Below are 22,780 nucleotides of genomic sequence, written 5' to 3' on the forward strand. Positions count from 1 at the left end.
ATTAGCGGTCCACATCAGACATTACAAAATCGATACTGCCCAGATAGACGATCAGGTCAGATACCAGGCTGCCACGGATAACCGAGGGGATCTGCTGCAAATGGGCATAGCTTGGCGTACGTATCCGGGTGCGATAGCTCATAGTGCTGCCGTCACTGGTCAGATAGTAGCTGTTGATCCCTTTGGTCGCTTCAACCATTTGGAATGATTCGTTAGCTGGCATTACCGGACCCCATGAAACTTGCAGGAAGTGGGTAATCAGCGTTTCGATATGTTGCAGCGTACGTTCTTTCGGCGGCGGCGTCGTCAGTGGATGGTCAGCCTTAAATGGCCCTTCTGGCATGTTTTTATAACATTGCTCCAGAATGCGCAGGCTTTGACGTAACTCTTCCACTTTCAGCATCACGCGGTCATAACAGTCGCCGTTATTCCCGACCGGAACTTCAAAATCAAAGTTTTCATAGCCGGAATACGGACGCCATTTACGCACGTCAAACTCAACCCCGGTGGCACGCAGGCCAGCCCCGGTCACACCCCATTCCAGTGCTTCTTTGGAATTGTAAGCAGCAACACCGATAGAACGCCCTTTCAGGATACTGTTCTGCAACGCCGCTTTGACGTAGGAATCGAGCCGTTTTGGCATCCAGTCAAGGAAGTCACGCAGCAAACGTTCCCAGCCGCGAGGTAAATCATGCGCCACACCACCAATACGGAACCAGGCCGGATGCATACGGAAACCGGTAATCGCTTCAACCAAGTCATACACTTTCTGACGATCGGTAAAGGCGAAGAACACTGGCGTCATTGCGCCTACGTCCTGAATAAAGGTACTGATATACAGTAAGTGACTGTTGATACGGAATAATTCAGACAACATTACCCGGATGGTTTTAACGCGATCAGGAACCTCAATACCCGCCAGCTTTTCAACTGCCAGCACATAAGGCATTTCGTTAACACAACCACCCAGATATTCGATACGGTCGGTATAGGGGATGTAGCTGTGCCAGGACTGGCGCTCACCCATCTTCTCCGCACCACGGTGGTGGTAACCCACATCCGGTACGCAGTCGACAATCTCTTCACCATCAAGCTGCAACACGATACGGAACGCACCATGTGAAGAAGGATGGTTCGGACCGAGGTTAAGGAACATAAAGTCCTCGTTTTCGGTGCCGCGCTTCATCCCCCAATCTTCGGGTTTGAAGGTCAGAGATTCCATCTCCAGATCCTCTTTCTGCTTGGTCAGCACAAAGGGATCGAATTCGGTAGCACGCGCCGGGTAATCTTTACGCAGCGGGTGCCCTTCCCAAGTCTGTGGCATCATGATGCGCGTCAGATGTGGGTGACCATCGAAGGTAATACCGAACATTTCCCAAGTTTCCCGCTCATACCAGTTAGCATTGGGGAAAATCTTAGTCGCTGTGGACACGTGCAAGTCTTTTTCAGACAGTGCCACTTTCAGCATAATGTCGCGGTTACGCTCGATGGAAAGCAGATGATAGAAAACAGAAAAATCCGCTTCAGGGAGGCCCTGGCGGTGAGTGCGAAGACGCTCATCGACACCATGCAAGTCGAACAGCATGACATACGGCTTCGGTTGTTTTCTCAGGAACGTCATTACTTCCAGCAATTGCTCACGCTTTACCCATACCACGGGCATACCGGTACGGGTCGCTTGAACAACAAAGGCCTCAGGCCCAAAACGGTTCGACAGCTCGCTAATCACCGGATCATCGAGATGGTCACGGGTCTGCCATGCAGGCTGAGTGCTATCGGACGTCGTTAAATCGGTCATTATTTATTCACCACACTGTTTTTTCACCACACTGAATGTGTCATTTTGTGGTCATTTGCCGCACACATGTTCTGGAAGAAAATCATTCATTCCCAAAACAAATCACTTACGCACCGCGATCCTGAGCCGTTATTTTTGCCAAAATAATAAGCTTAGATCTCGTCAGGTGTACGCAGGTTAGTTACTGCAATTCGTTCAGCATGCTTACGTTCTCTTTCTGGTTGCATATTGGCGCGGTAAACGCCTTGGTCACCTACAACCCAAGAGAGAGGACGGCGCTCTTTACCGATAGATTCTTGTAGCAGTAACAGTGCTTGCATATAAGCTTCAGGGCGCGGTGGGCAGCCAGGAATATACACATCGACCGGTAGGAATTTATCCACGCCTTGTACTACGGAATAGATATCGTACATGCCGCCGGAGTTAGCACAGGCACCCATGGAGATAACCCACTTGGGTTCCAGCATTTGTTCATACAAGCGCTGAATAACCGGGGCCATTTTGGTAAAACAAGTGCCCGCCACGACCATGAAGTCAGCCTGACGCGGAGAAGCACGCAGCACTTCCGCACCGAAACGTGCCACATCATGTACGGCAGTGAACGAGGTCACCATCTCCACATAACAGCAGGAAAGACCGAAGTTATACGGCCAAAGAGAGTTCTTACGCCCCCAGTTCACCATGTCGTGCATGGCGTTCTCAAGTTTACCCATGTAAACACTACGATGGACATGTTGCTCGAGAGGATCGCCGCTGACGGTTTCCTGAGTTTGCAGGGGGTAACGGTCATTCTCACCGTTAGGGTCTATGCGGGTGAGCGTATAGTCCATGTTAATGCCTCGCTGTATTTATTGACCACTATACCCTTTGTACTTAGAGCTGCAGGGTTGTTAGCTACTTTCACTCACCCGAATCACTGACTTGAGTCAGCTCATCGGGATTAATGAGCCTCATGGTTGAGACTCACCCTACGGGCTAGCATACATGCGGTTCAAATCGTGACCGATTTATCGCCCGCTTGCTGCCGACCTGCAACACCAAGACTGTTAGGTATATCTTGTGGAGGACTGCTGGCGTATTTGACTATGCTCGGTTTGCTCACTCGGCGATTAGAATGCGTAGGAGTCCAATCCAGCGCGCCGATACGCACCAGATAAACCAAACCAGCCAAGAGCACCAAAATGAAAATGGTTGCTTCGATAAAGCCTACCCAGCCACTCTCACGAATAGAGATTGACCACGCATACAAGTACAGGGCTTCAACATCGAAAATAACGAAGAACATGGCGACCAGATAAAACTTGGCGGACAAACGCATACGCGCCGAGCCGACCGAGTCAATACCGGACTCATAGGGGACATTTTTGGCGCGGGCCAGAGCTCTCCCACCCAGAAAGAACGCACCCAATAGCATCAAGCCGCATAACCCGATAGCGCCGATCAGAAATACAGCGAACGCCCAATGATGAGCGATAACTTCAGTGGTTGTTGACATACTCATTGCTTACTCATCAAAAGTGGCGTCGGACATCCTGCTCTTATGTTGGCAGTTAGTACACCACATCGATTCAAAGGGAAGGATAAAAACCACACGAAACACACTGTCTTTACAACTGTTTAGCCAGTGTTTTACTGTGGGCTTTTTACTCCTTTCAGTAACCTTTTGTCAACTTTGACAAAAGTAACTACAGATTAATTTACAAACGCACGATCTTACTTAACATTTGGTGCGAAGTATAAAGCTAAATCGAGTCAGTAATTTGTTAAGTCAGAACATACACCTATAACCCAACGTGGAAACTTCGCTTTAACTATACCATTGTCTCAGGAATAACCGGTTCTTCCACTCACTAGCTAGGGGTATTTTTTTGATCCAGAACACGTTTTGAGTGTTATTTCATAAATATTCGGCATGAAAAGTTGTTTTTTAAAAAAAATAAATAATGGAACACTGTTTTAATAAAAAACAAATAGCAGAAAATGAGAAGAAATATTAACCACTATTTTTATCTGGTTTATTCCCCCTGATCCAGTACGCAGATATACCGCTAAATGAAATAAAACGACGTTTTAAGCATGAAATTAAACTGGAGCAGTAGAAAACTGTTTTTTTAAAAGTTATAAATAAAAAAAAAGCCCCTAAAATAAGGGGCTTACGATTTTTTAGTCACGTTAGACGATCAACTGTTCTCGTCTATTAAATAATCAGAATCCAGCACTAAATCCGATCCAGACTGCAAGCCATGTTGGTGGCCCGTCTGCATGGCATCGAAAATGGCTAAAGCCAATTCGTTGCCACACTGATTGTCTTTACATAATGCATAATGTGTTTCAGGCAACCGAGGTAGCCCTTCTGTTTCACCCAGTACGCGTAAATCAGGACTCATCATCTCTATTGGCCTGGCGGTCACACCCAGCCCTGCCCTGACTGCCGCACGAATGGCAGAAAGTGAAGAGGCTACATAGGCGATTCGCCATGCAATACCGGCTCTGGTCAGGTTTTCTATTGCCATATCGCGGAATGGGCTTGGCTCATCCATCACCACTAACGGTACCGATTCACCGGACTGGAACTGATAGTCGGCGGAACAGTACCAAAGCGTAGGTGATGTCCTTAAGATCACATGAGGATGAGTGTCGACCTTGGCTGTAGTAATAGCCAGGTCCACTTCGCCATTACTCAGCATATCAGCGATAAATGGACTGCGTTTTACCCGCACATCTATCGCTAGCCGAGGATATAGCGTCGCCACTCGGTTCAGCAAGAAAGGCAACAACGTATCGGCAGTATCATCAGATGCGCCGATAATGAGTGACCCTTCTATATTGCTGTACATAAGTGACGTACAAGCTTCATCGTTGAAACGCAAAATTTTTCTGGCATAGCCAAGTAACTGGAGACCATGTTCAGTCAATAATTTGTTACGCCCATGGCGGGCAAATAACTCCTTACCGACTAACTGTTCTAACCGTTGCATTTGTTGGCTAACTGCTGACTGAGTGCGACAAACCGCTGCGGCAGCAGAGGCAAAAGTATTCAAGTCAGCAACAGCTACAAAGGTTCTAAGCAGATCGAGGTCGAGATTAATTATCGGACGATTTGCATTTGTCATAGTGTATTCTTCACTTTTTTGAATTCTAATTACAAACTACCCTGGTGTATAAGTATCGCGCCATCAATAAGGGACAACGCTAAGTATGACAGTACCCCACTCACTAGAGTAGGGCAAAAAATTTACTTATATTTCGTTACCGTTATCTCTTTTTATAAAAATCTATTGAGTAAGTTATGTATTTATTTGTGAATACGGTCATAAAAAGCCACTAAATCTTCGATTAATGAAGATTTTTTCCCTTTAGGATCTTGCTTTTCCTCAGGCATTTTTAAGTGCTGCAATGCTATTTTAATTAAACAAATCTGCACTAACCCTTTTCGAAATATCAAAAAATATCAATATATCTCTATGTGTGTTTTTTATCTAATTGAGTAAATTCAACTATTAACATAGATATTCTCTAAGATTCAGCCTATTTAACATTAATTATTCTTAATAGTTTTCCTATCTACAATTTTTTTTCTTTTCACATCTTAATAATATGTATGATGATATAAATTGTTGGATTGAGATCCCAGCTAATACGATGCAGCATAATCGCGTCTCATTATCATCGGTATCAACCCGCGATTTTGGCACCGAAAGTGAACCTCATCTTATAGATATATTTTGTTGGTAACTGCTGTATGTCACGCAATCAGCCGAAATAAAACTTCAGATAAACCAATAAATAAGGCATAAACCAGTGGATTTAAAGACGAAAACATCGGTTATATTCCATACCAATGAAGCTGGCAGTCATTTAAAATAAGAGCAGCTATTCGCACTAAAGATGTGCATAGAACTTCAAAAAGCAGCAGCGTCGGAGTACATTGGATACCTTGCAGTGTTCCACGCTGAGGACACGCTTTTACCAGCAAAAGGCTCAATTTTTTATGTCCCCCATTGAGAAATCCAGCAAACTGGACAACGTCTGTTACGACATTCGTGGACCAGTGCTAAAAGAAGCTAAGCGTCTTGAAGAAGAAGGTAATAAAGTTCTGAAACTGAACATCGGCAACCCTGCTCCGTTTGGTTTCGATGCACCCGATGAAATTCTGGTGGATGTGATCCGTAATTTGCCAACTGCGCAGGGCTATTGCGATTCCAAAGGCCTGTTTTCGGCGCGCAAAGCTATTATGCAGCACTATCAGGCACGGGATATGCGTGACCTGACAGTCGAGGATATCTACATTGGGAACGGGGTCTCTGAGCTGATCGTGCAATCCATGCAAGCATTGCTGAATCTGGGCGATGAAATGCTGGTACCTGCACCAGATTATCCGTTATGGACGGCGGCAGTTTCGCTTTCAAGTGGTACCGCCGTACATTATATGTGTGATGAAGAGTCGGGCTGGTTCCCTGATTTAGATGATATCCGTAGTAAAATCACGCCGCGTACCCGTGGGATTGTGATTATCAACCCGAATAACCCGACCGGCGCGGTATACAGCAAAGAGCTGTTACTGGAGATTGTTGAAATCGCCCGTCAAAATGACCTGATTATTTTCGCCGATGAGATCTACGATAAGATTTTATATGACGAGGCTCAGCATCATTCTATTGCGGCTCTGGCGCCTGATTTGTTAACTGTGACCTTCAATGGTTTATCCAAGACTTACCGTGTTGCCGGTTTCCGTCAGGGCTGGATGGTGCTGAATGGTCCTAAAAAACACGCTAAAGGTTATATTGAAGGTTTAGAGATGCTGGCATCAATGCGTCTGTGCGCCAACGTCCCTATGCAGCATGCCATTCAGACGGCATTAGGTGGTTATCAGAGCATTAGCGAGTTTATTCAGCCAGGCGGGCGCTTGTACGAACAGCGTGACCGTGCCTGGGAACTGATCAACCAAATACCGGGGGTTTCCTGCGTGAAACCTCAAGGCGCGTTGTATATGTTCCCACGTATTGATCAGAAGCGTTTTAACCTGAAAGATGATCAGAAACTGGTATTGGATCTGCTATTGCAGGAAAAAGTGCTGTTGGTTCAAGGCAGCGCCTTTAACTGGCCATACCCTGATCATGTGCGGATTGTCACGTTACCGCGCGTGGATGAGCTGGAGATGGCAGTGAGGAAACTGGGGCGGTTTTTGGAGACCTACCACCAGTAATTAATCAGGGCTTGTATAGCAAGCCCTGTTTTATTTATGCAGTGATTATCTTAAACACCCTAGTTCTTCCCTTTGTTGACGGTCAATTAAAACCCTCACCGAATCATTAATGCTCCAAGATATTGCAGAACCTTGTTGTTTAATCAGCTTATTGCAACGTTCTATTCTTCGTTGCTCTTGCTGCTTATCCCTCGCGGCGTTATGCGTAGCGCAAAACTCCTCACTGAACGGCCCCAAATTTCCCCCTACACAGAATTCCTCCTGAGCTTGTGTTGTCGCACTGAATAATAAAATTGACATAGGAATAAATAATAATTTCATATAACTATCCTTAGCTTTATAATTTAAATAAAATTTATATGCTGAAATTTAATAATCCATAATATGGACAAAAAAAGAATAATGAGTTCACATCACTAATTCAATAGAGCTAATGTTAAATAATTTCTTTTATAATTAATGAGATAGAATGGATGGCAAGAATGAAACACAAAGATAAAGTGAGGGTTTAATAAACAAAATTGAGACATTGTGAGAATATTTAATTAACTCATTATCTCATTGATAAAATCGATTTGATGTTATCCTCGTATGCAGATTGTTTCCATCATCTTATGGTTAATATATTGAATAGAGAGAAAACTATGAGTCACTTCTTCGCCCATCTATCTCGTCTGAAACTGATCAACCGCTGGCCGCTGATGCGCAATGTTCGCACTGAGAATGTCTCTGAACACAGTTTGCAGGTGGCATTTGTCGCTCATGCGTTAGCTATCATTAAGAACCGTAAGTTTAACGGCAATCTCAATGCCGACCGTATTGCGCTGCTGGCGATGTACCACGATGCCAGTGAAGTGATAACCGGTGATTTACCCACCCCTATCAAGTATTACAATCCTCAGATTGCCCATGAATACAAGAAGATAGAAAAAGTTGCTCAACAAAAACTGATTGAAATGCTGCCAAAAGAATTACAGCAAGATTTCCGCTGTCTGCTGGATGAGCATTATTATAGCGAAGAGGAAAAAGCACTGGTTAAACAGGCAGATGCTCTATGTGCTTATCTCAAATGTTTGGAAGAATTATCCGCCGGTAATAATGAGTTTATTCAAGCTAAAGCGCGGTTGGAGAAAACCCTCGCCATGCGCCAAAGCCCGGAAATGGATTACTTTATGGAAGTCTTCGTGCCCAGCTTTAGCCTGTCACTGGATGAAATCAGCCTCGATTCGCTGGATTAAAGTTGAAGTTGAAATTGAAGTTGATTTTCAAAAGCACATTTGAGCTGTCGAGCGAAGAGTATAGGCAAGGAAAATGGGCATGACGCCCGTTTTAGGGGTCACGCGCTTGTGACCCCTTTGGCGGTTGAGGCACCAAGGGGCAAGGTGAGCACCAATCTCATATCAACCGAACTAAACACAACTCTTACCCTGTAGCATCCCAATCAGAATGGAAACAGCACCGGCACCACCATCACACTAACAATCATGACTAATATCGTAAATGGCACCCCCATGCGGACAAAATCACCGAATTTATAACCACCTGGCCCCAATACTAAGGTATTCACCGGTGACGAAACTGGCGTCATAAAGGCCGCTGAAGCTGCAATACCAATAATCATCGCAAAGGGATACGGCGAGACCGACATCTCCCGCGCAGCAGCAATCGCAATCGGTGCCATTAGAACTGCCGTGGCAGTATTAGAGATAAACAGCCCAATCGTGGCACACAACACAAACAAACATAGCAGCATGACGCGCGGCCCCATCCCACCGGCCACATCCATCAAGCCACGGACAATCAAATCTACCCCACCGGTTTTTTGCAATGCTTGTGCAAAGGGCATCATCCCGATGATCAAAATCAAACTCGGCCAATGGATTGAACGATAAGCACTTTCCATATCAATACATCGGAACTGACCCATCAGTAAACAGGCTACCAATGCCGCAATCACATTTGGCACCTCGTCGGTCATCATCATGGCAACCATCAACGCCAGACAGAATAATGCATGTGGGGCTTGCGAAATGGCCGGTGCCACTTCATCCACTTCCGCCGGCAGGTTCAGTACGATGAAATCACGGGTCTTTAACTGTAACTGACGAATCAGTTTCCAATCACCGATCACCAGTAAGATATCGCCAAACTGCAATTTGTCATCAACCAGTTTGCCTTCCAAAGTCTTACCATTACGACGAATACCTACCACATTCAAACCATAGCGGGTACGGAAAGTGACCTCACGTAGACTCTTTCCCAAGAGGGCGGAATCAGGAATGAGCGAAACCTCGGCCATCCCGACGTTGCGCGCCTGCTCTGAGAAGTATTCACCGCGCAGCACCATCGGTTCCAGCATCTGTTCAGTGCAAAATTCACGTAAATCTATGTCGCAATCTGACATATCGATCAGTAAGACATCGTTCTCGTGTAATTCAGATGAACCGGTGGCACTCACCATCACACGCCGGAAACGCTTCCAGCGTTCAATCCCCACCACATTCGCCCCATAGCGGGCGCGCAGATGCAGTTCGTCAAGAGAACGGCCAATCAAAGGAGAATCATGGCGGATAGCCAAACGGCGCGCACGGCCAGTCAATTTATAATCGCGGATAAGGTCGCGGAAAGTGCGGCGTTTCCATTGCTGTTCTTTCTCTGAGCTTTCCTGCTTCCCGCCCAGCCAGCGCCGAGCCACTAACATATAAGCGACACCCATCAGCAAAATGATAATGCCGATAGGGGTAACGCCAAAGAAGCCAAAGCCTTTGATACCTTCGCGCAGTAATTCACTGTTAACTACCATATTTGGCGGCGTTGCCACCAGCGTCATCATGCCACTTATCAAGCCGGCAAAACTCAGCGGCATCATTAACCGCCCCGGCGAAATCTTCATCCGGCTGGCAACACTCAGTACCACTGGGATAAAGATTGCCACCACTCCGGTAGAGCTCATAAAAGCGCCCAATCCGGCAACCGTTACCATTAATAACGCCAGCATTTTGGTTTCACTGTGACCGGCGACCTTGACCAGCCAATCACCCACCTGATAAGCAACACCGGTTCTGACCAACCCTTCACCAATAACAAACAGCGCCGCAATCAATATCACGTTAGGATCACTGAATCCGCTGGTCGCCTCACCTAATGACAACGTACCACTCATCACAAAGGCAATAATGACCAACAGTGCTACCACGTCCATGCGCAGTTTATTGGTAGTAAACAGCACAATAGCTATTAGAAGTAGCGTCAACACCCACAATAGTTCGCGGTTCAAAATGGCCTCGTTGGCAAAAAGTGAAAGGAAATATCCGGCTCTGGCAGTAAAACATTAAAATCAGCAGCGGCCGCTGTCTGAGATCAATAATGACTGCAAATTTATGTGCTTACCATCCCACAAAGGGTTTTATTGTGTTTTTTTCCTGAAAAAAGTTTATCAACTTGTGATGTGCCAGACAGTAAAAGAGCGCCATCAGGCGCTCTCAGTGGTGATATTAAGGTATCTGGCGAAGAATTAACCTACTCGCACAACCCGCGCGCCGTTAGCGGTAACCTCAACGCTAATCTGCTCCAGCGAACTGAGCACTAAATCAACCTGATCAAGTTTGGGAGTATCAGCCGGAGCATTGACCGCAATCACCTGACAGCCCGCCGCCAAGCCTGACAAAATCCCCGCAGGGGCATCTTCCACTACGATACAATCAGCCGGTGCCAGCCCTAAGCGCTCGGCCCCCAGCAGATAAGCATCTGGTTGCGGTTTGCCGTGCTTAACTTGTTCGCTGGTGATAAACACGTCAGGTACCGGCAGATGGCCGGCGGCACGGCGCGCAGAAGCGACCGGTACTGAGCCTGAAGTGACAATAGCCCACGGAATAGACAGGCTGTTTAGTCGCTCCAACAGTGCCACCGCCCCCGGCAATGCGCTCACACCATCGGTATCATTAGCTTCAACCTGCTCTAATGCCAGAAACTCAGCCTGAATTTCAGCCTCACTTGCACCCGACATAAAATGACGTAAAGAGGTAATTGCTTGTTTGCCATGGATAAAATCAAGAACTTCTGCTGGATTGATGCCTCGACCTTGCGCCCAGCCAATCCAGGCTCGTTCGACAACAGGTAAAGAATCAACCAAAGTCCCGTCCAAATCAAAAAGAAAACCTTTACACTCCACAAGCACATCCTCATCAGTAAAACTATTTTTCAACTTACTGATAGCAAATAAGTTATGCGCTATCAGGCATTGATAATTTGCGAAATTTCAACAGCACTCAAATGGTATTGGCGTGGACATGATTGCCAGATAGCCAGCATACGTTGGTATTTATCCCACATTGGGGTTTGAGAGTTGAAACCATGAGTCCCTGAGTCAAAATGGGTGTAGCGCCCTTCAGTATTGACCATAAAGCGCACATAACTCAGGTAACGGGATTCGGTAGCAGCATCAAAACCTAGGAACGCGATACGGCGTTCATCCAAGTCTTGCTTGTCTTTCAGGTTACCACAGGAGACTTGCAGGGCGTGGTGCATCTCCATGATATTAATAATAGTACGGCAAGTATCTTCGCTCATCTCACCAAAATCACGGTCCAATTCACGCATCTGCAAACCAAAGCCGCGCTCGACAATGGTTTGCTGGCGACGATAACGCTCAGCATTTTCCGGATCCAGCATGGTCATCATTTTGTACTGATTCGACAGAATCAGTCGTTGGGCGTTGGTCATATCCATCACTAACTCCTAAGACATAAATAATGAGGAAATCATCGCACACAGGCTTGGGCCATACTTTGATTTGACAGGGGATTTTGCACCACTAATCCTTTGAGGCATAAAAGCCCGCTGGCATGAAACCGCCACTAGAGGTCATCAAGAAACGTTTTATCCAACTGTTTGAAGGCTCGTTTCAGCACATCGGCCAGGGATTGATAAGTCGGCGTCTGCTCGATAGGCGCAACAGCCTGCCCCGCTTCTGTTAGCTTGTTACGTACCTCATGGAACCACTGGAGTAAGGTTGGCGGTAACGGGGTTATCGCTCGCTTGCCTAACCACCATAACCCTTGCAAGGGTAAACCACAGGCGAACAGCGCCGTAGCGATGGCGGGTCCCAACTGGCCACCGAGGGCTATCTGCCAGGTCAGGGTAAAAATGGCCAGTGGTGGCATAAAGCGGATACCGAAGCGTGTCGCCGTAACCACGCGATTTTCGGGAAACATCGGCGCCAAGCGCTTATCGGCAGGCCAGGTCTTCATATAAAGCTGGCCGCGCTGGAGTACCTGAAACCAACTTACAGAATCAGAGGGTTTTGTTGTCATGGCTCACCTCAACTTCACAAGCAAAAATTAAAATTTTTTTGTAATCCACAAACTAAAAATTAGTCTGTTAAATATATTTTGTTTTTAGGCTCCGCTATCGGTATCCTAACTCGGCCTTTTGGCCGCTAGAAGATGACGCTAAATATGTCAACTTTTTGCAGCTTTTAAATCATTTTTGTTAAATCGCACCGATTTTTACCACCAGGTTTTAACGTTTGCACTTAACGTTTAATCCGCGATTTTTCCATCATCATGCCTTTTTCTCTATCGCATGATGTTAATCATTAATGTCGACGCCAATATGCGCTACGCTTTTGGAATGATTGACGTTTTATTAACCATATGTTTTTCGCTGTTTTTGCATCATCAATGTCGCATGCGCGCTGTTTTTGCAAAACAAATGTTGAACACGACTATAAAATAGGTACTTCCATGTCGAGTAAGCTAGTACTGGTTCTTAACTGCGGTAGCTCTTCCCTAAAATTTGCTATCATCGACGCGACCAACGGTGAAGAACACCTCTCTGGTTTAGCCGAATGCTTCCATCTGCCTGAAGCCCGCATCAAATGGAAACTTGATGGTGGCAAACAGGAAGCAGCATTGGGTGCTGGTGCAGCACACAGCGAAGCACTGAATTTCATTGTTAATACTATTCTGGCACAAAAACCAGAGCTTTCCGCTCAGTTGACAGCTATCGGTCACCGCATTGTTCATGGTGGCGAGAAATTTACAGCATCAGCTATCGTTACCGAAGAAGTTATTCAGGGTATCAAAGATTCCATCCCATTTGCACCACTGCATAACCCAGCTCACTTGATTGGTATCGCTGAAGCGTTGAAATCATTCCCAAATCTGGCTGATAAAAATGTCGCTGTTTTTGACACCGCTTTCCATCAGACCATGCCGGAAGAATCTTATCTCTACGCCCTGCCGTACCGTTTATACAAAGAAAACGGTATCCGTCGCTATGGCGCACACGGCACCAGCCACTTCTACGTCAGCCAGGAAGCCGCTAAAACCCTGAACAAACCGCTGGAAGAACTGAACGTCATCACTTGCCATTTGGGCAACGGTGGTTCTGTCACTGCTGTTCGTAACGGTAAATGTGTTGATACCTCTATGGGCCTGACACCACTGGAAGGTTTGGTCATGGGCACCCGTAGTGGTGATATCGACCCGGCGATCATTTTCCATTTGTATGATGCCATGGGCATGAGCATGGAACAGATCAGCAAGCTGTTGACCAAAGAATCTGGCCTGCTGGGCCTGACTGAAGTCACCAGTGACTGCCGTTATGTTGAAGACAACTATGCAACTAAAGCAGATGCACGCCGCGCAATGGATGTGTTCTGTCATCGCCTGGCGAAATACATCGGTGCATATACTGCGCTGATGGATGGTCGTCTGGATGCCGTGGTCTTCACCGGCGGTATTGGTGAGAACGCCGCAATGGTACGTGAACTGACTTTGGACAAATTGGGCCTGTTGGGCTTTGAAATTGACCACGAACGCAACCTGGCAGCACGCTTTGGTAAATCAGGCACCATCACCAAAGAGGGCAGCCGCCTGGCTCTGGTTATCCCAACCAATGAAGAGCTGGTCATCGCACAAGACGCAGCCCGTCTGACTGCGTAAGAGTTTTTGACATATACCCAAAGTCATTGAAGTTGCAGGTAGGCGGCAAATGAATAAATCCCGATGAGCTGACTCAGGTCAGTAATTCGGGTGCATGAGCGTAGCCAACAACCCTGCGGCTTCAAGGACGAAGGATGTCCCCAAAGTCATTGGAGTTGCAGGTAGGCGGCAAGCGAATAAATCCCGATGAGCTGACTCAGGTCAGTGATTCGGGTGCATGAGCGTAGCCAACAACCCTGCGGCTTCAAGGACGAAGGGCATAACCGTAAAGAGGTTTAGCCGTGTCCCGTACAATAATGTTGATTCCTACCGGCACCAGCGTTGGTTTAACCAGCGTAAGCTTGGGTGTCATCCGTTCCATGGAACAAAAAGGTGTACGCCTGAGCGTATTCAAGCCAATCGCCCAGCCTCGTGCCGGTGATGATGCACCTGACCAAACCACCACCATCATTCGTGCGAACTCCAGCATCACTGCTGCTGAGCCGCTGAATATGGGTTATGTGGAAACCTTGCTGAGTTCTAACCAGCAAGACGTGTTAATGGAAGAGATTGTTGCCCGTTATCACGAAAATACCAAAGACGCAGAAGTGGTTCTGGTCGAAGGCTTGGTGCCAACACGCAAACATCAGTTTGCCAATGCATTGAACTATGAAATTGCTAAAACCCTGAATGCTGAAATCGTCTTTGTTATTGCTCTGGGTAATGACTCACCAGATCAGTTGAAAGAGCGTATCGAACTGGCTCGTTCCAGTTTCGGTGGCAGTAAAAACAAAAACATCACTGGCGTTATCATTAACAAATTGAATGCGCCGGTTGATGAACAAGGTCGTACCCGCCCTGACCTGTCTGAAATCTTTGATGACTCCACTAAGGCCAGCGTCGCGAACATCGATCCAAGCCAATTGTTTGCCAACAGCCCACTGCCAGTTCTCGGCTGTGTGCCGTGGAGCTTCGAGTTGATTGCAACTCGCGCCATTGATATGGCCAAGCACCTGAAAGCCACCATCATTAACAAAGGTGATATCAACACTCGCCGCGTTAAATCTGTGACTTTCTGTGCTCGTAGCATTCCGCATATGCTGGAACACTTCCGCCCGGGTTCTCTGCTGGTTACCTCAGCCGACCGTCCTGATGTGTTGGTTTCTGCTTGTTTGGCAGCCATGAATGGCGTTGAAATTGGTGCCATCCTGTTGACTGGCGGTTACGCTATTGATGAGCGTATCAACAGCCTGTGTGAACGTGCCTTCCAAACTGGCTTGCCAGTATTTATGGTTGATACCAATACTTGGCAGACCTCTTTGAGCCTGCAAAGCTTCAATCTGGAAGTCCCTGCAGATGACCATGAGCGTGTTGAAAAGCTGCAAAACTATGTTGCCAGCCATATCAGCAGTGATTGGATTGACTCTCTGAGCGCAACGTCTGAGCGTTCACGTCGCTTGTCACCACCAGCATTCCGCTACGAGCTGACCGAATTGGCCCGTAAAGCAGGTAAACGCATCGTGCTGCCAGAAGGCGATGAGCCACGTACCGTTAAAGCCGCTTCTATCTGTGCTGAACGCGGTATCGCAACTTGTGTGCTGCTGGGTAACCCAGAAGAGATCCAACGCGTTGCTGCCGCGCAAGGTGTTGAGCTGGGCAAAGGCGTTGAAATCATCGATCCTGTTGCTGTACGTGAGCAATATGTTCCGCGTCTGGTTGAGCTGCGTAAGAGCAAAGGCATGACCGAAGTGGTCGCGCGTGAACAGTTGGAAGACAACGTCGTTCTCGGCACCCTGATGCTGGAAAAAGGTGAAGTTGATGGTCTGGTTTCCGGTGCAGTACATACCACCGCAAACACCATCCGCCCACCATTGCAGTTGATCAAAACCGCACCGGGCAGTTCACTGGTTTCTTCGGTGTTCTTTATGCTGCTGCCTGACCAGGTTCTGGTTTATGGTGACTGTGCAATCAACCCAGATCCTACGGCTGAACAACTGTCTGAGATTGCTATCCAATCTGCGGATTCTGCTGCGGCATTCGGCATTGAACCACGTGTGGCGATGATCTCTTACTCTACCGGTAATTCCGGTGCGGGTAGCGATGTCGAAAAAGTACGTGAAGCGACCCGTCTGGCACAGGAAAAACGCCCAGATTTGATCATCGATGGTCCGTTGCAATATGACGCGGCAATCATGGCGGATGTGGCTAAATCCAAAGCGCCTAACTCACCGGTTGCAGGTAAAGCCACCGTGTTCATCTTCCCAGACTTGAACACCGGCAACACTACCTATAAAGCGGTGCAACGCTCTGCTGACCTGATCTCCATCGGGCCGATGCTGCAAGGTATGCGTAAGCCAGTTAACGATTTGTCCCGTGGTGCATTGGTTGACGATATCGTCTATACCGTAGCACTGACGGCGATTCAATCCGCTCAGGCTGACGCCAGCGCATCTTAATTCTAAGATTACGTTGTCTAAGAAACGCCAGCCTTGTGCTGGCGTTTTTGTTTGTTGGCAAAGCGATGTATAAATTGGGGTTAGAACGTTTTCACCTCGCAACCACACTCACCAAAAGACCGCATCGGTAAAATGCGCCAACAAAAAAACCGCCATATAGGCGGTTTCTCTGTGCTGGTCCGGTAAGCGGCCATTCCAGCGGGGTTGTTAGTATCAAAATAACTGTTACCAACATATCGCAAGTGCAACCCTGTTCTGATATTTTGGGCCAGTTGCTATTCACTGTCAAGTATCGGCTGGGGTGCATTCGTGTACAATCGCGGCGGACCTTTTCGCCGCCTTAAGCAAGCGGGCATCGGTTTAAGGGAAGGATATCCATTGGCCGTAACGCAAGTGCAACCCTGTACTTGTATTCACGCTAGTATCACCGGTGGTGCTGGCGTGAAGCGGTCTAAGCATGGACCGCACAATGAAACGGTACTTTTGTATTGTGCTCGTTGTATTTGGCGCATTGTTAACATCCGGGAATGGGGGTTGGCGTATTTTCAACAACTCAATCACGGTGATAATCAACACGTCAGGCAAGTAAGCCCGGTAAGCCGCCCTGCGGGGCGGTTTTCCTTTATTGTTTGGCGCTAGCCTCAGGTACTCTGCCGTGGTTCAAATTTATAGCTGAAACTCTGGCTAACCGGTTCACTCAACTCGCCATCGTCCTCACTCTCAAGCAGTTCGATCAACATCTTGCCGGCATCTTTACCCATTTTCCGGTAATCGATACGCATCGACGTCAGCGTCGGGTGAGTCTGATCGCAGTTATCAGAACCATCCAGGCAGGCAACCGCGATCCCGCCGGGAATTTTCAGCAAGCGACGTTGGCATTCAAACAGTACCCCCAAAGCGATATCTTCGTGGCTGCAAATAACCGCATCCAGCTCAGGCTGGCGTTGCAGAATTTCCGTCAAGGCATAGCGACCAAACTGTAAGCTGGCTGTTTCTGGTGTGGTGACGGTTTGATCAGCATTTTTATAATGTTCCAGCATCGCTTTATGCCAGCCATTCAGTTGCTGACGTTGTAAGCGGTTATCCATATGAGCGCCAATAAAACCAATATTGTGATAACCGCGCTCCAGTAAATGACGGCTTAATGCATAAGCGGATTCAAAAAATGCCGCCTCAAGGGTAATTTTCGCCCCTTTAAAATAGGACCCCACCACATTAACGGTAGGAATATTGGCCCGTTCAAGCAGTTGATAGGTTTTATCTGCCAGTTGTGAGCCAAATATCACCACGGCTGCCGGATTGCTTTGCAGTAACGTCATCAGTATTTCAGCTTCTTTCCGCTGACTATATTCATGGCAACCCAGCAATAACTGAAATTCATTTTTGTTCAGAATCTGTTGCAGCGCCTGCATAAATCGGGAGCTGGCTTTATCGGTCAGCGACGGAATCAAAACCGCCACGGTATCACTATGCCCCGAAGCCAAAGCCCCTGCCGTGCGATTAGGAATATATCCCAATGTTTCAACCGCTTGCTCTATCTTCTCACGTAACTTATCTGAAACCTGCTCCGGCGTTCGCAGCGCTCGGGAAACAGTCATCGACCCTACCCCAGCGTAATTCGCCACATCCGATAGAGTGACCCGCCCGGTATTACGGCGCTTGCGCGTTTTTTCCATGCTGAGTTCCTGCCTAATTAAAATTTCTTGTCGGATTAAAATTTTCTGTCTGGATAAAACAAGCCAGTCCGCGGGGTCTCGACAATACATTGCATTGTATATGGCTTATTCCGAGATAGCCAAAGGCCCTGACGCGACAAATGATAGCGCTATCACAAAATTTGATAGCGCTATCAGGTAGCGCTACCAATTGAGATATTCGTCACATTAATAGCAACGATAACTATCTACTCTCAGGTTAACAGTCATCGGGAGTCATCAATATCATGTTAAAAACACTGTTAACGTCAGACGTCATTCAGGTGGTTAGCCAGGCAAAAGACTGGCGTGATGCCATCGCCATTTCATGTAAGCCGCTGATTGATAATGGCTCTATTGAAGCGCGTTATGTCGAGGCTATTTATCTCTCCCATGAGGCGATTGGCCCTTATTACGTAGTCGGCCCCGGCATTGCGATGCCACATGCCCGCCCGGAAGAAGGTGTGAATAAACTCGCTTTGGCATTAACCGTCATTACCGAGGGTGTCACTTTCAATGCTGAAGGTAATGACCCGGTCAAACTGCTCATAGTGTTAGCCGCGACAGACAGCAACAGCCACATCGAGGCTATTTCTCAACTCGCTCAGTTGTTCGATAACGATAACGATGTACAAACCCTACTTAATGCGCAAACGCCGCAAGAGATCCAATCTGTCATTGCGCGTTATTAATCACAGCATTCTGTACGGATAATAATTTTAAGGGGAAAAAAAATGAAAATTACAGTGGTTTGCGGTAACGGCTTAGGTACCAGCCTGATGATGGAAATCAGCATCAAAAGTATTCTGAAAGAACTGGCAGTCACAGCCGAAGTGGATCATGTGGATCTTGGCTCTGCCAAAGGGACACCAAGCGACATCTTCATCGGTACCAAAGATATTGCCGAACAGCTGATTGCTCAGGCCGTTGGTGGCAAAATCGTTGCTCTTGATAACATGATTGATAAAAAAGCCATGAAAGAACGTTTGTCTGTGGCATTAACTGAATTAGGCGCGCTGTAAGCGGAGGCTGGCATGGATTTCTTTCGTTTCTTAATGAGTGATGTGCTTTCTGAGCCGGCTGTTCTGGTCGGTTTGATTGCGTTAATTGGCCTGATTGCCCAGAAAAAACCGGTGACAGAGTGTATTAAAGGCACCGTAAAGACCATCATGGGCTTTGTGATTTTAGGTGCGGGTGCTGGCCTGGTGGTTTCATCTTTGGGTGATTTTGCCAATATCTTCCAACACGCTTTCGGTATTCAGGGCGTGGTGCCGAATAACGAAGCGATCGTTTCTGTGGCACAAAAGAGTTTTGGTAAAGAGATGGCGATGATTATGTTCTTCGCTATGGTGATCAATATTCTGATTGCCCGCTTTACGCCATGGAAATTTATCTTCCTGACCGGTCATCACACCCTGTTTATGTCGATGATGGTGGCAGTAATTCTAGCCACCGCAGGTATCAGTGGCGTAACACTGATTGTGATCGGTTCGTTGGTGGTTGGGGTTGCGATGGTGTTCTTCCCAGCCATTGCCCACCCTTACATGAAAAAAGTGACCGGTTCTGATGATGTGGCAATTGGCCACTTCTCTACCTTGTCTTATGTGCTGGCTGGCTTTATTGGTAGCAAATTCGGTAATAAAGAACATTCGACTGAAGATATGAATGTGCCGAAAAGCTTGCTGTTCCTGCGTGATACGCCAGTGGCTATCTCATTCACCATGTGTATCATTTTCATCGTGACTTGCCTGTTCGCCGGGCCGGAAGTAGTGAAAAGCCTGAGTGGTGGTAAGAACTGGTTCATGTTCTCGCTGATGCAATCCATCACTTTCGCCGCGGGTGTGTACATCATCTTGCAAGGTGTACGTATGGTTATTGCTGAGATAGTGCCAGCATTTAAAGGGATTTCAGATAAGTTAGTTCCTAATGCAAAACCTGCATTGGATTGCCCGGTGGTGTTCCCTTATGCACCTAATGCGGTTCTGGTTGGCTTCCTGAGCAGCTTTGCCGCAGGTCTTATCGGTATGTTCGCGCTCTATTTGATGAACATGACCGTGATTATCCCAGGCGTCGTTCCTCACTTCTTCGTTGGTGCGGCAGCGGGCGTATTTGGTAATGCAACCGGTGGCCGCCGTGGCGCTATTTTAGGTGCCTTCGCACAGGGATTGTTGATTACCTTCCTGCCAGTCTTCCTACTGCCAGTGCTGGGTGATATCGGCTTTGCCAATACCACATTCAGTGATGCCGACTTTGGTGCGCTGGGTATCTTGCTGGGTATTATTGTAAGATAATCAGTGAGATGAAGGTGAGATACACAAAAGCCCCTGCAAAGGGGCTTTTTTTATGGCTAAGCGGGAATCAATCTTCGCGTGGGGTAATTTTACCGTAATCCTGCTCATTGTTGCGCGTCAGCCACAGTGACAGCGCTTTCAGAGAGTCTGGGGTAAATTCGTCACAACGGGCAGTGATATCTTCCGGTACCATCCAGCATACTTCTTCAATTTCCTCAGCCTGTAGTGCAAACGGCCCATGGGACACGCAACTGAATAATCCGCCCCATACCCGACAGCACTCTTCTTCAAAATAAAACAGGCCATGTTCGGCAAACGGGACACCGGCTATCCCTAACTCTTCCTCTGCCTCACGCCGCGCAGATTCCAGGTAGTTTTCACCACTCTGCACCACCCCCCCAGCAGTGGCATCCAGTTTACCGGGATAGAAATCTTTACTCTCGGTACGACGTTGTACCAGAATTTTCCCCATTCCATCGTGCACCACAATATAGGTAGCACGGTGGCGTAGTCGTTGAGCTCTCATTTGTTGACGGCTGGATTGAGCAATAACGTCATTTTGCTCATCAACAATATCAACCCACTCGATGACTGCTGCTGGATTTTGCTCCACCATCCTCTGAAACCTTCTATCTGGGCGCGGTGAGACTCGCGCAATTGTTAATTATATGTTTACCCTCTGACATAACGTCAATAACTTTGGGTAACTAACTATTTATAATAGTTTTTTTAAAATTCAATTGGGTGACAGATTCATCATTATGTAGGGTCAAAACCTGTAAAATCCCCTCGTCTAACATGCCATAACTTGCCGGGTACCCACCTTTGGGGATACTGACCGAACCTGGATTAAAGCAAATAACCTCTCCCTGCCACCGAGCTTCAGGCAGATGAGTATGACCATAGACTAAGACATCACCATTACGCAACGGAGGAAGTGCGCCAGGGTGATAAAGGTGACCATGCGTCAAAAATAGACGGGTTTCTGGCATAATAATCTGCTGCCAACCCGCCATCATCGGGAACTGCAATAGCATCTGATCCACTTCACTGTCGCAGTTGCCACGAACCGCAATGATCCTTTCTTTATAGGCATTAAGGCGCTGTGCCACCTCTGCTGGCTGATAACCCGCGGGCAACGCATTGCGTGGCCCGTGGTTAAGAAAATCACCCAATAGCACCAGCCATTGCGCACCACTGCGCTCGAAGGTAGCCAGCACCTTTTCCGTTGCGGGCAACGAACCATGCAGGTCAGAAGCAAACATTAACTTCATGATATCGTCTTCTCTTAGGTCTACTCTCAGCAAATCAGGCGACGTAAACGCCATGGCACTCAATGAGAGATAAAAGAAGCCTATTCTATCATCCAATTGATCGGATTAATCCGATAAAAATCGATATCTGTTATGCAAAAATTTTATCGCAAAAAGCAGCGCCGACATGAAAAAATAATATCAGCGCAAGGTGAACGACAATACGAGGAAACCGTTATAATGAGGGCTGAGATACCAATTCATCCAATGTCACAGGATTGAATAAATATCCCTGCATTGCATCAATATTGCTACCCTTAAGTTGCGCCGACTCGTCTTCATTTTCCACGCCCACCACAATGACACCGAGGCAATATTTCTTAATGTTATTGATTAAGATCGGGAAGGTATGCTTATTGTGCTGCCAGAAAAAATGCTTATCGATTTTTACATATTCAAAAATATTGGCTGTGACCGCATTCAAGGTGGAGCCGCCGCTGCCCAAATCATCCAGCCATAACGGATACCGCTGCGCCAATTCCCGTAACAATGGGTTATTCATACCATCGGATAAATTAGAAAAAGTCTCCATGATCTCCAACCGTAGGAAGGGCATCTCATCCAACAACTGGCGCGTTGCGGCATCAGTCACAATCACTCCCGCCAAATCAAAATCAATATTGATTGAGAGCAAAACATGGTGAGTGATAAACCAAGCGCTATAGGCTTTTACTGCACGCAATTGATCCTGGAATAAATTAGTCTTTCCGTCGACATCTAATTCTTTAATAAACTTTTCAACATCGATGGGCAAATCAACCGATTTAGCTGAAAATCGGCTTAATAGCTCTACTGCCAGTAAGCTACCATCTTGTCTATGTATGGGTTCGCATACATAAGAACAATTAACTTCGATATTTAGCTTCATGCGCACCTGAAAAAGTGTATGGACAACAATGAGATCACAACCAGATCTCAGCCGGAGGATTTATAAGCCACCGTGAGTTTTTATAAAACACCCAATATTTATTTATAAAACATCCAAACTTCACAAGGGAGAAGGCCAACTGCCCTCTCGTCCATTCAGGTTAGTCTGTTCACTCTAGCAGAAATTCGCAAAATCAGTGTTTTAAAAATAATCAGCGTATGGCTTATA

At 47.0% G+C, this 22,780-nt stretch carries 20 protein-coding genes; 7 read left to right on the forward strand and 13 right to left on the reverse strand.

The features are described from left to right. Position 1 precedes the first annotated feature (1 nt). The 4 genes from nuoC to rovM form a co-directional block, all read right to left on the reverse strand. The gene (gene nuoC / locus Q2T72_RS14835) at positions 2-1,798 is read right to left on the reverse strand and encodes an NADH-quinone oxidoreductase subunit C/D (protein WP_083158259.1); all 1,797 of its coding nucleotides are present in this window, start codon (positions 1,796-1,798) and stop codon (positions 2-4) included. A 152-nt stretch (positions 1,799-1,950) separates the two neighbouring features. Beyond that, positions 1,951-2,628: an NADH-quinone oxidoreductase subunit B family protein gene (locus Q2T72_RS14840; protein ID WP_002210278.1), complete on the reverse strand. Its 678-nt coding sequence runs from the start codon at positions 2,626-2,628 to the stop codon at positions 1,951-1,953. A gap of 161 nt (positions 2,629-2,789) precedes the next feature. Further along, positions 2,790-3,299 (reverse strand): NADH-quinone oxidoreductase subunit NuoA, encoded by a 510-nt coding sequence (gene nuoA, locus Q2T72_RS14845; RefSeq protein ID WP_372569380.1) that lies wholly within the window; start codon positions 3,297-3,299, stop codon positions 2,790-2,792. 679 nt (positions 3,300-3,978) lie between these two features. Further along, complete coding sequence (gene rovM, locus Q2T72_RS14850) at positions 3,979-4,911, reverse strand: virulence transcriptional regulator RovM (protein WP_083158258.1); 933 nt, start codon at positions 4,909-4,911, stop codon at positions 3,979-3,981. Positions 4,912-5,789: 878 nt separating this feature from the next. Here rovM and Q2T72_RS14855 point away from each other — a divergent pair. Beyond that, entirely contained in the window at positions 5,790-7,004 is a 1,215-nt protein-coding gene (locus Q2T72_RS14855; protein WP_083158257.1) for a pyridoxal phosphate-dependent aminotransferase, read from the forward strand. A 45-nt stretch (positions 7,005-7,049) separates the two neighbouring features. Here Q2T72_RS14855 and Q2T72_RS14860 read toward each other — a convergent pair whose 3' ends face one another. Continuing rightward, entirely contained in the window at positions 7,050-7,325 is a 276-nt protein-coding gene (locus tag Q2T72_RS14860; protein ID WP_032907645.1) for a hypothetical protein, read from the reverse strand. 323 nt (positions 7,326-7,648) lie between these two features. Here Q2T72_RS14860 and yfbR point away from each other — a divergent pair, with 323 nt between their 5' ends. After that, the gene (gene yfbR, locus Q2T72_RS14865; RefSeq protein WP_372569381.1) at positions 7,649-8,242 is read left to right on the forward strand and encodes a 5'-deoxynucleotidase; all 594 of its coding nucleotides are present in this window, start codon (positions 7,649-7,651) and stop codon (positions 8,240-8,242) included. 203 nt (positions 8,243-8,445) lie between these two features. Here yfbR and Q2T72_RS14870 read toward each other — a convergent pair whose 3' ends face one another. From Q2T72_RS14870 to yfbV, 4 genes are all read right to left on the reverse strand, one after another. Then, positions 8,446-10,281: an SLC13 family permease gene (locus tag Q2T72_RS14870; protein WP_372569382.1), complete on the reverse strand. Its 1,836-nt coding sequence runs from the start codon at positions 10,279-10,281 to the stop codon at positions 8,446-8,448. A 237-nt stretch (positions 10,282-10,518) separates the two neighbouring features. Next, positions 10,519-11,175: a sugar phosphatase gene (locus Q2T72_RS14875; protein WP_372569383.1), complete on the reverse strand. Its 657-nt coding sequence runs from the start codon at positions 11,173-11,175 to the stop codon at positions 10,519-10,521. A 62-nt stretch (positions 11,176-11,237) separates the two neighbouring features. Further along, positions 11,238-11,732, reverse strand: coding sequence for a YfbU family protein (locus Q2T72_RS14880; protein ID WP_083158253.1), 495 nt, complete (start codon positions 11,730-11,732; stop codon positions 11,238-11,240). Between the two features lie 128 nt (positions 11,733-11,860). Further along, positions 11,861-12,316 (reverse strand): terminus macrodomain insulation protein YfbV, encoded by a 456-nt coding sequence (gene yfbV / locus Q2T72_RS14885; protein ID WP_083158252.1) that lies wholly within the window; start codon positions 12,314-12,316, stop codon positions 11,861-11,863. A 432-nt stretch (positions 12,317-12,748) separates the two neighbouring features. Between yfbV and ackA the strand changes: the two genes are divergently transcribed. Beyond that, positions 12,749-13,951 carry an acetate kinase gene (gene ackA / locus Q2T72_RS14890; RefSeq protein ID WP_083158251.1) on the forward strand — a complete coding sequence of 401 codons (1,203 nt, stop codon included), beginning with the start codon at positions 12,749-12,751 and terminating at the stop codon, positions 13,949-13,951. A 296-nt stretch (positions 13,952-14,247) separates the two neighbouring features. Further along, positions 14,248-16,386, forward strand: a complete 2,139-nt coding sequence (pta, locus tag Q2T72_RS14895; protein WP_193784805.1) for a phosphate acetyltransferase — start codon at positions 14,248-14,250, stop codon at positions 16,384-16,386. Positions 16,387-17,027: 641 nt separating this feature from the next. Here the strand turns inward: pta and Q2T72_RS14900 are convergent. Then, positions 17,028-18,062, reverse strand: a complete 1,035-nt coding sequence (locus Q2T72_RS14900; RefSeq protein WP_083158249.1) for a LacI family DNA-binding transcriptional regulator — start codon at positions 18,060-18,062, stop codon at positions 17,028-17,030. A 266-nt stretch (positions 18,063-18,328) separates the two neighbouring features. Between Q2T72_RS14900 and Q2T72_RS14905 the strand changes: the two genes are divergently transcribed. From Q2T72_RS14905 to Q2T72_RS14915, 3 genes are read left to right on the forward strand one after another with little or no spacing between them, the layout of a single operon-like run. Continuing rightward, positions 18,329-18,772, forward strand: a complete 444-nt coding sequence (locus Q2T72_RS14905; protein WP_083158248.1) for a PTS sugar transporter subunit IIA — start codon at positions 18,329-18,331, stop codon at positions 18,770-18,772. A gap of 42 nt (positions 18,773-18,814) precedes the next feature. Then, positions 18,815-19,102, forward strand: a complete 288-nt coding sequence (locus Q2T72_RS14910) for a PTS sugar transporter subunit IIB (RefSeq protein ID WP_083158247.1) — start codon at positions 18,815-18,817, stop codon at positions 19,100-19,102. A gap of 12 nt (positions 19,103-19,114) precedes the next feature. After that, positions 19,115-20,371, forward strand: a complete 1,257-nt coding sequence (locus Q2T72_RS14915; RefSeq protein WP_005277900.1) for a PTS ascorbate transporter subunit IIC — start codon at positions 19,115-19,117, stop codon at positions 20,369-20,371. A gap of 67 nt (positions 20,372-20,438) precedes the next feature. Here the strand turns inward: Q2T72_RS14915 and yfcD are convergent, their stop codons facing one another. The 3 genes from yfcD to Q2T72_RS14930 form a co-directional block, all read right to left on the reverse strand. Beyond that, complete coding sequence (gene yfcD / locus Q2T72_RS14920) at positions 20,439-20,987, reverse strand: NUDIX hydrolase YfcD (protein WP_083158246.1); 549 nt, start codon at positions 20,985-20,987, stop codon at positions 20,439-20,441. 91 nt (positions 20,988-21,078) lie between these two features. Beyond that, positions 21,079-21,645 carry a phosphodiesterase gene (gene yfcE / locus Q2T72_RS14925; RefSeq protein ID WP_372569384.1) on the reverse strand — a complete coding sequence of 189 codons (567 nt, stop codon included), beginning with the start codon at positions 21,643-21,645 and terminating at the stop codon, positions 21,079-21,081. 214 nt (positions 21,646-21,859) lie between these two features. Beyond that, positions 21,860-22,552, reverse strand: coding sequence for an EAL domain-containing protein (locus Q2T72_RS14930; RefSeq protein ID WP_193784623.1), 693 nt, complete (start codon positions 22,550-22,552; stop codon positions 21,860-21,862). Positions 22,553-22,780 lie beyond the last annotated feature (228 nt).

Source organism: Yersinia sp. 2466 StPb PI (assembly GCF_041538325.1).
In the GTDB taxonomy this organism is placed as follows: Bacteria; Pseudomonadota; Gammaproteobacteria; order Enterobacterales; family Enterobacteriaceae; genus Yersinia; species Yersinia enterocolitica_E.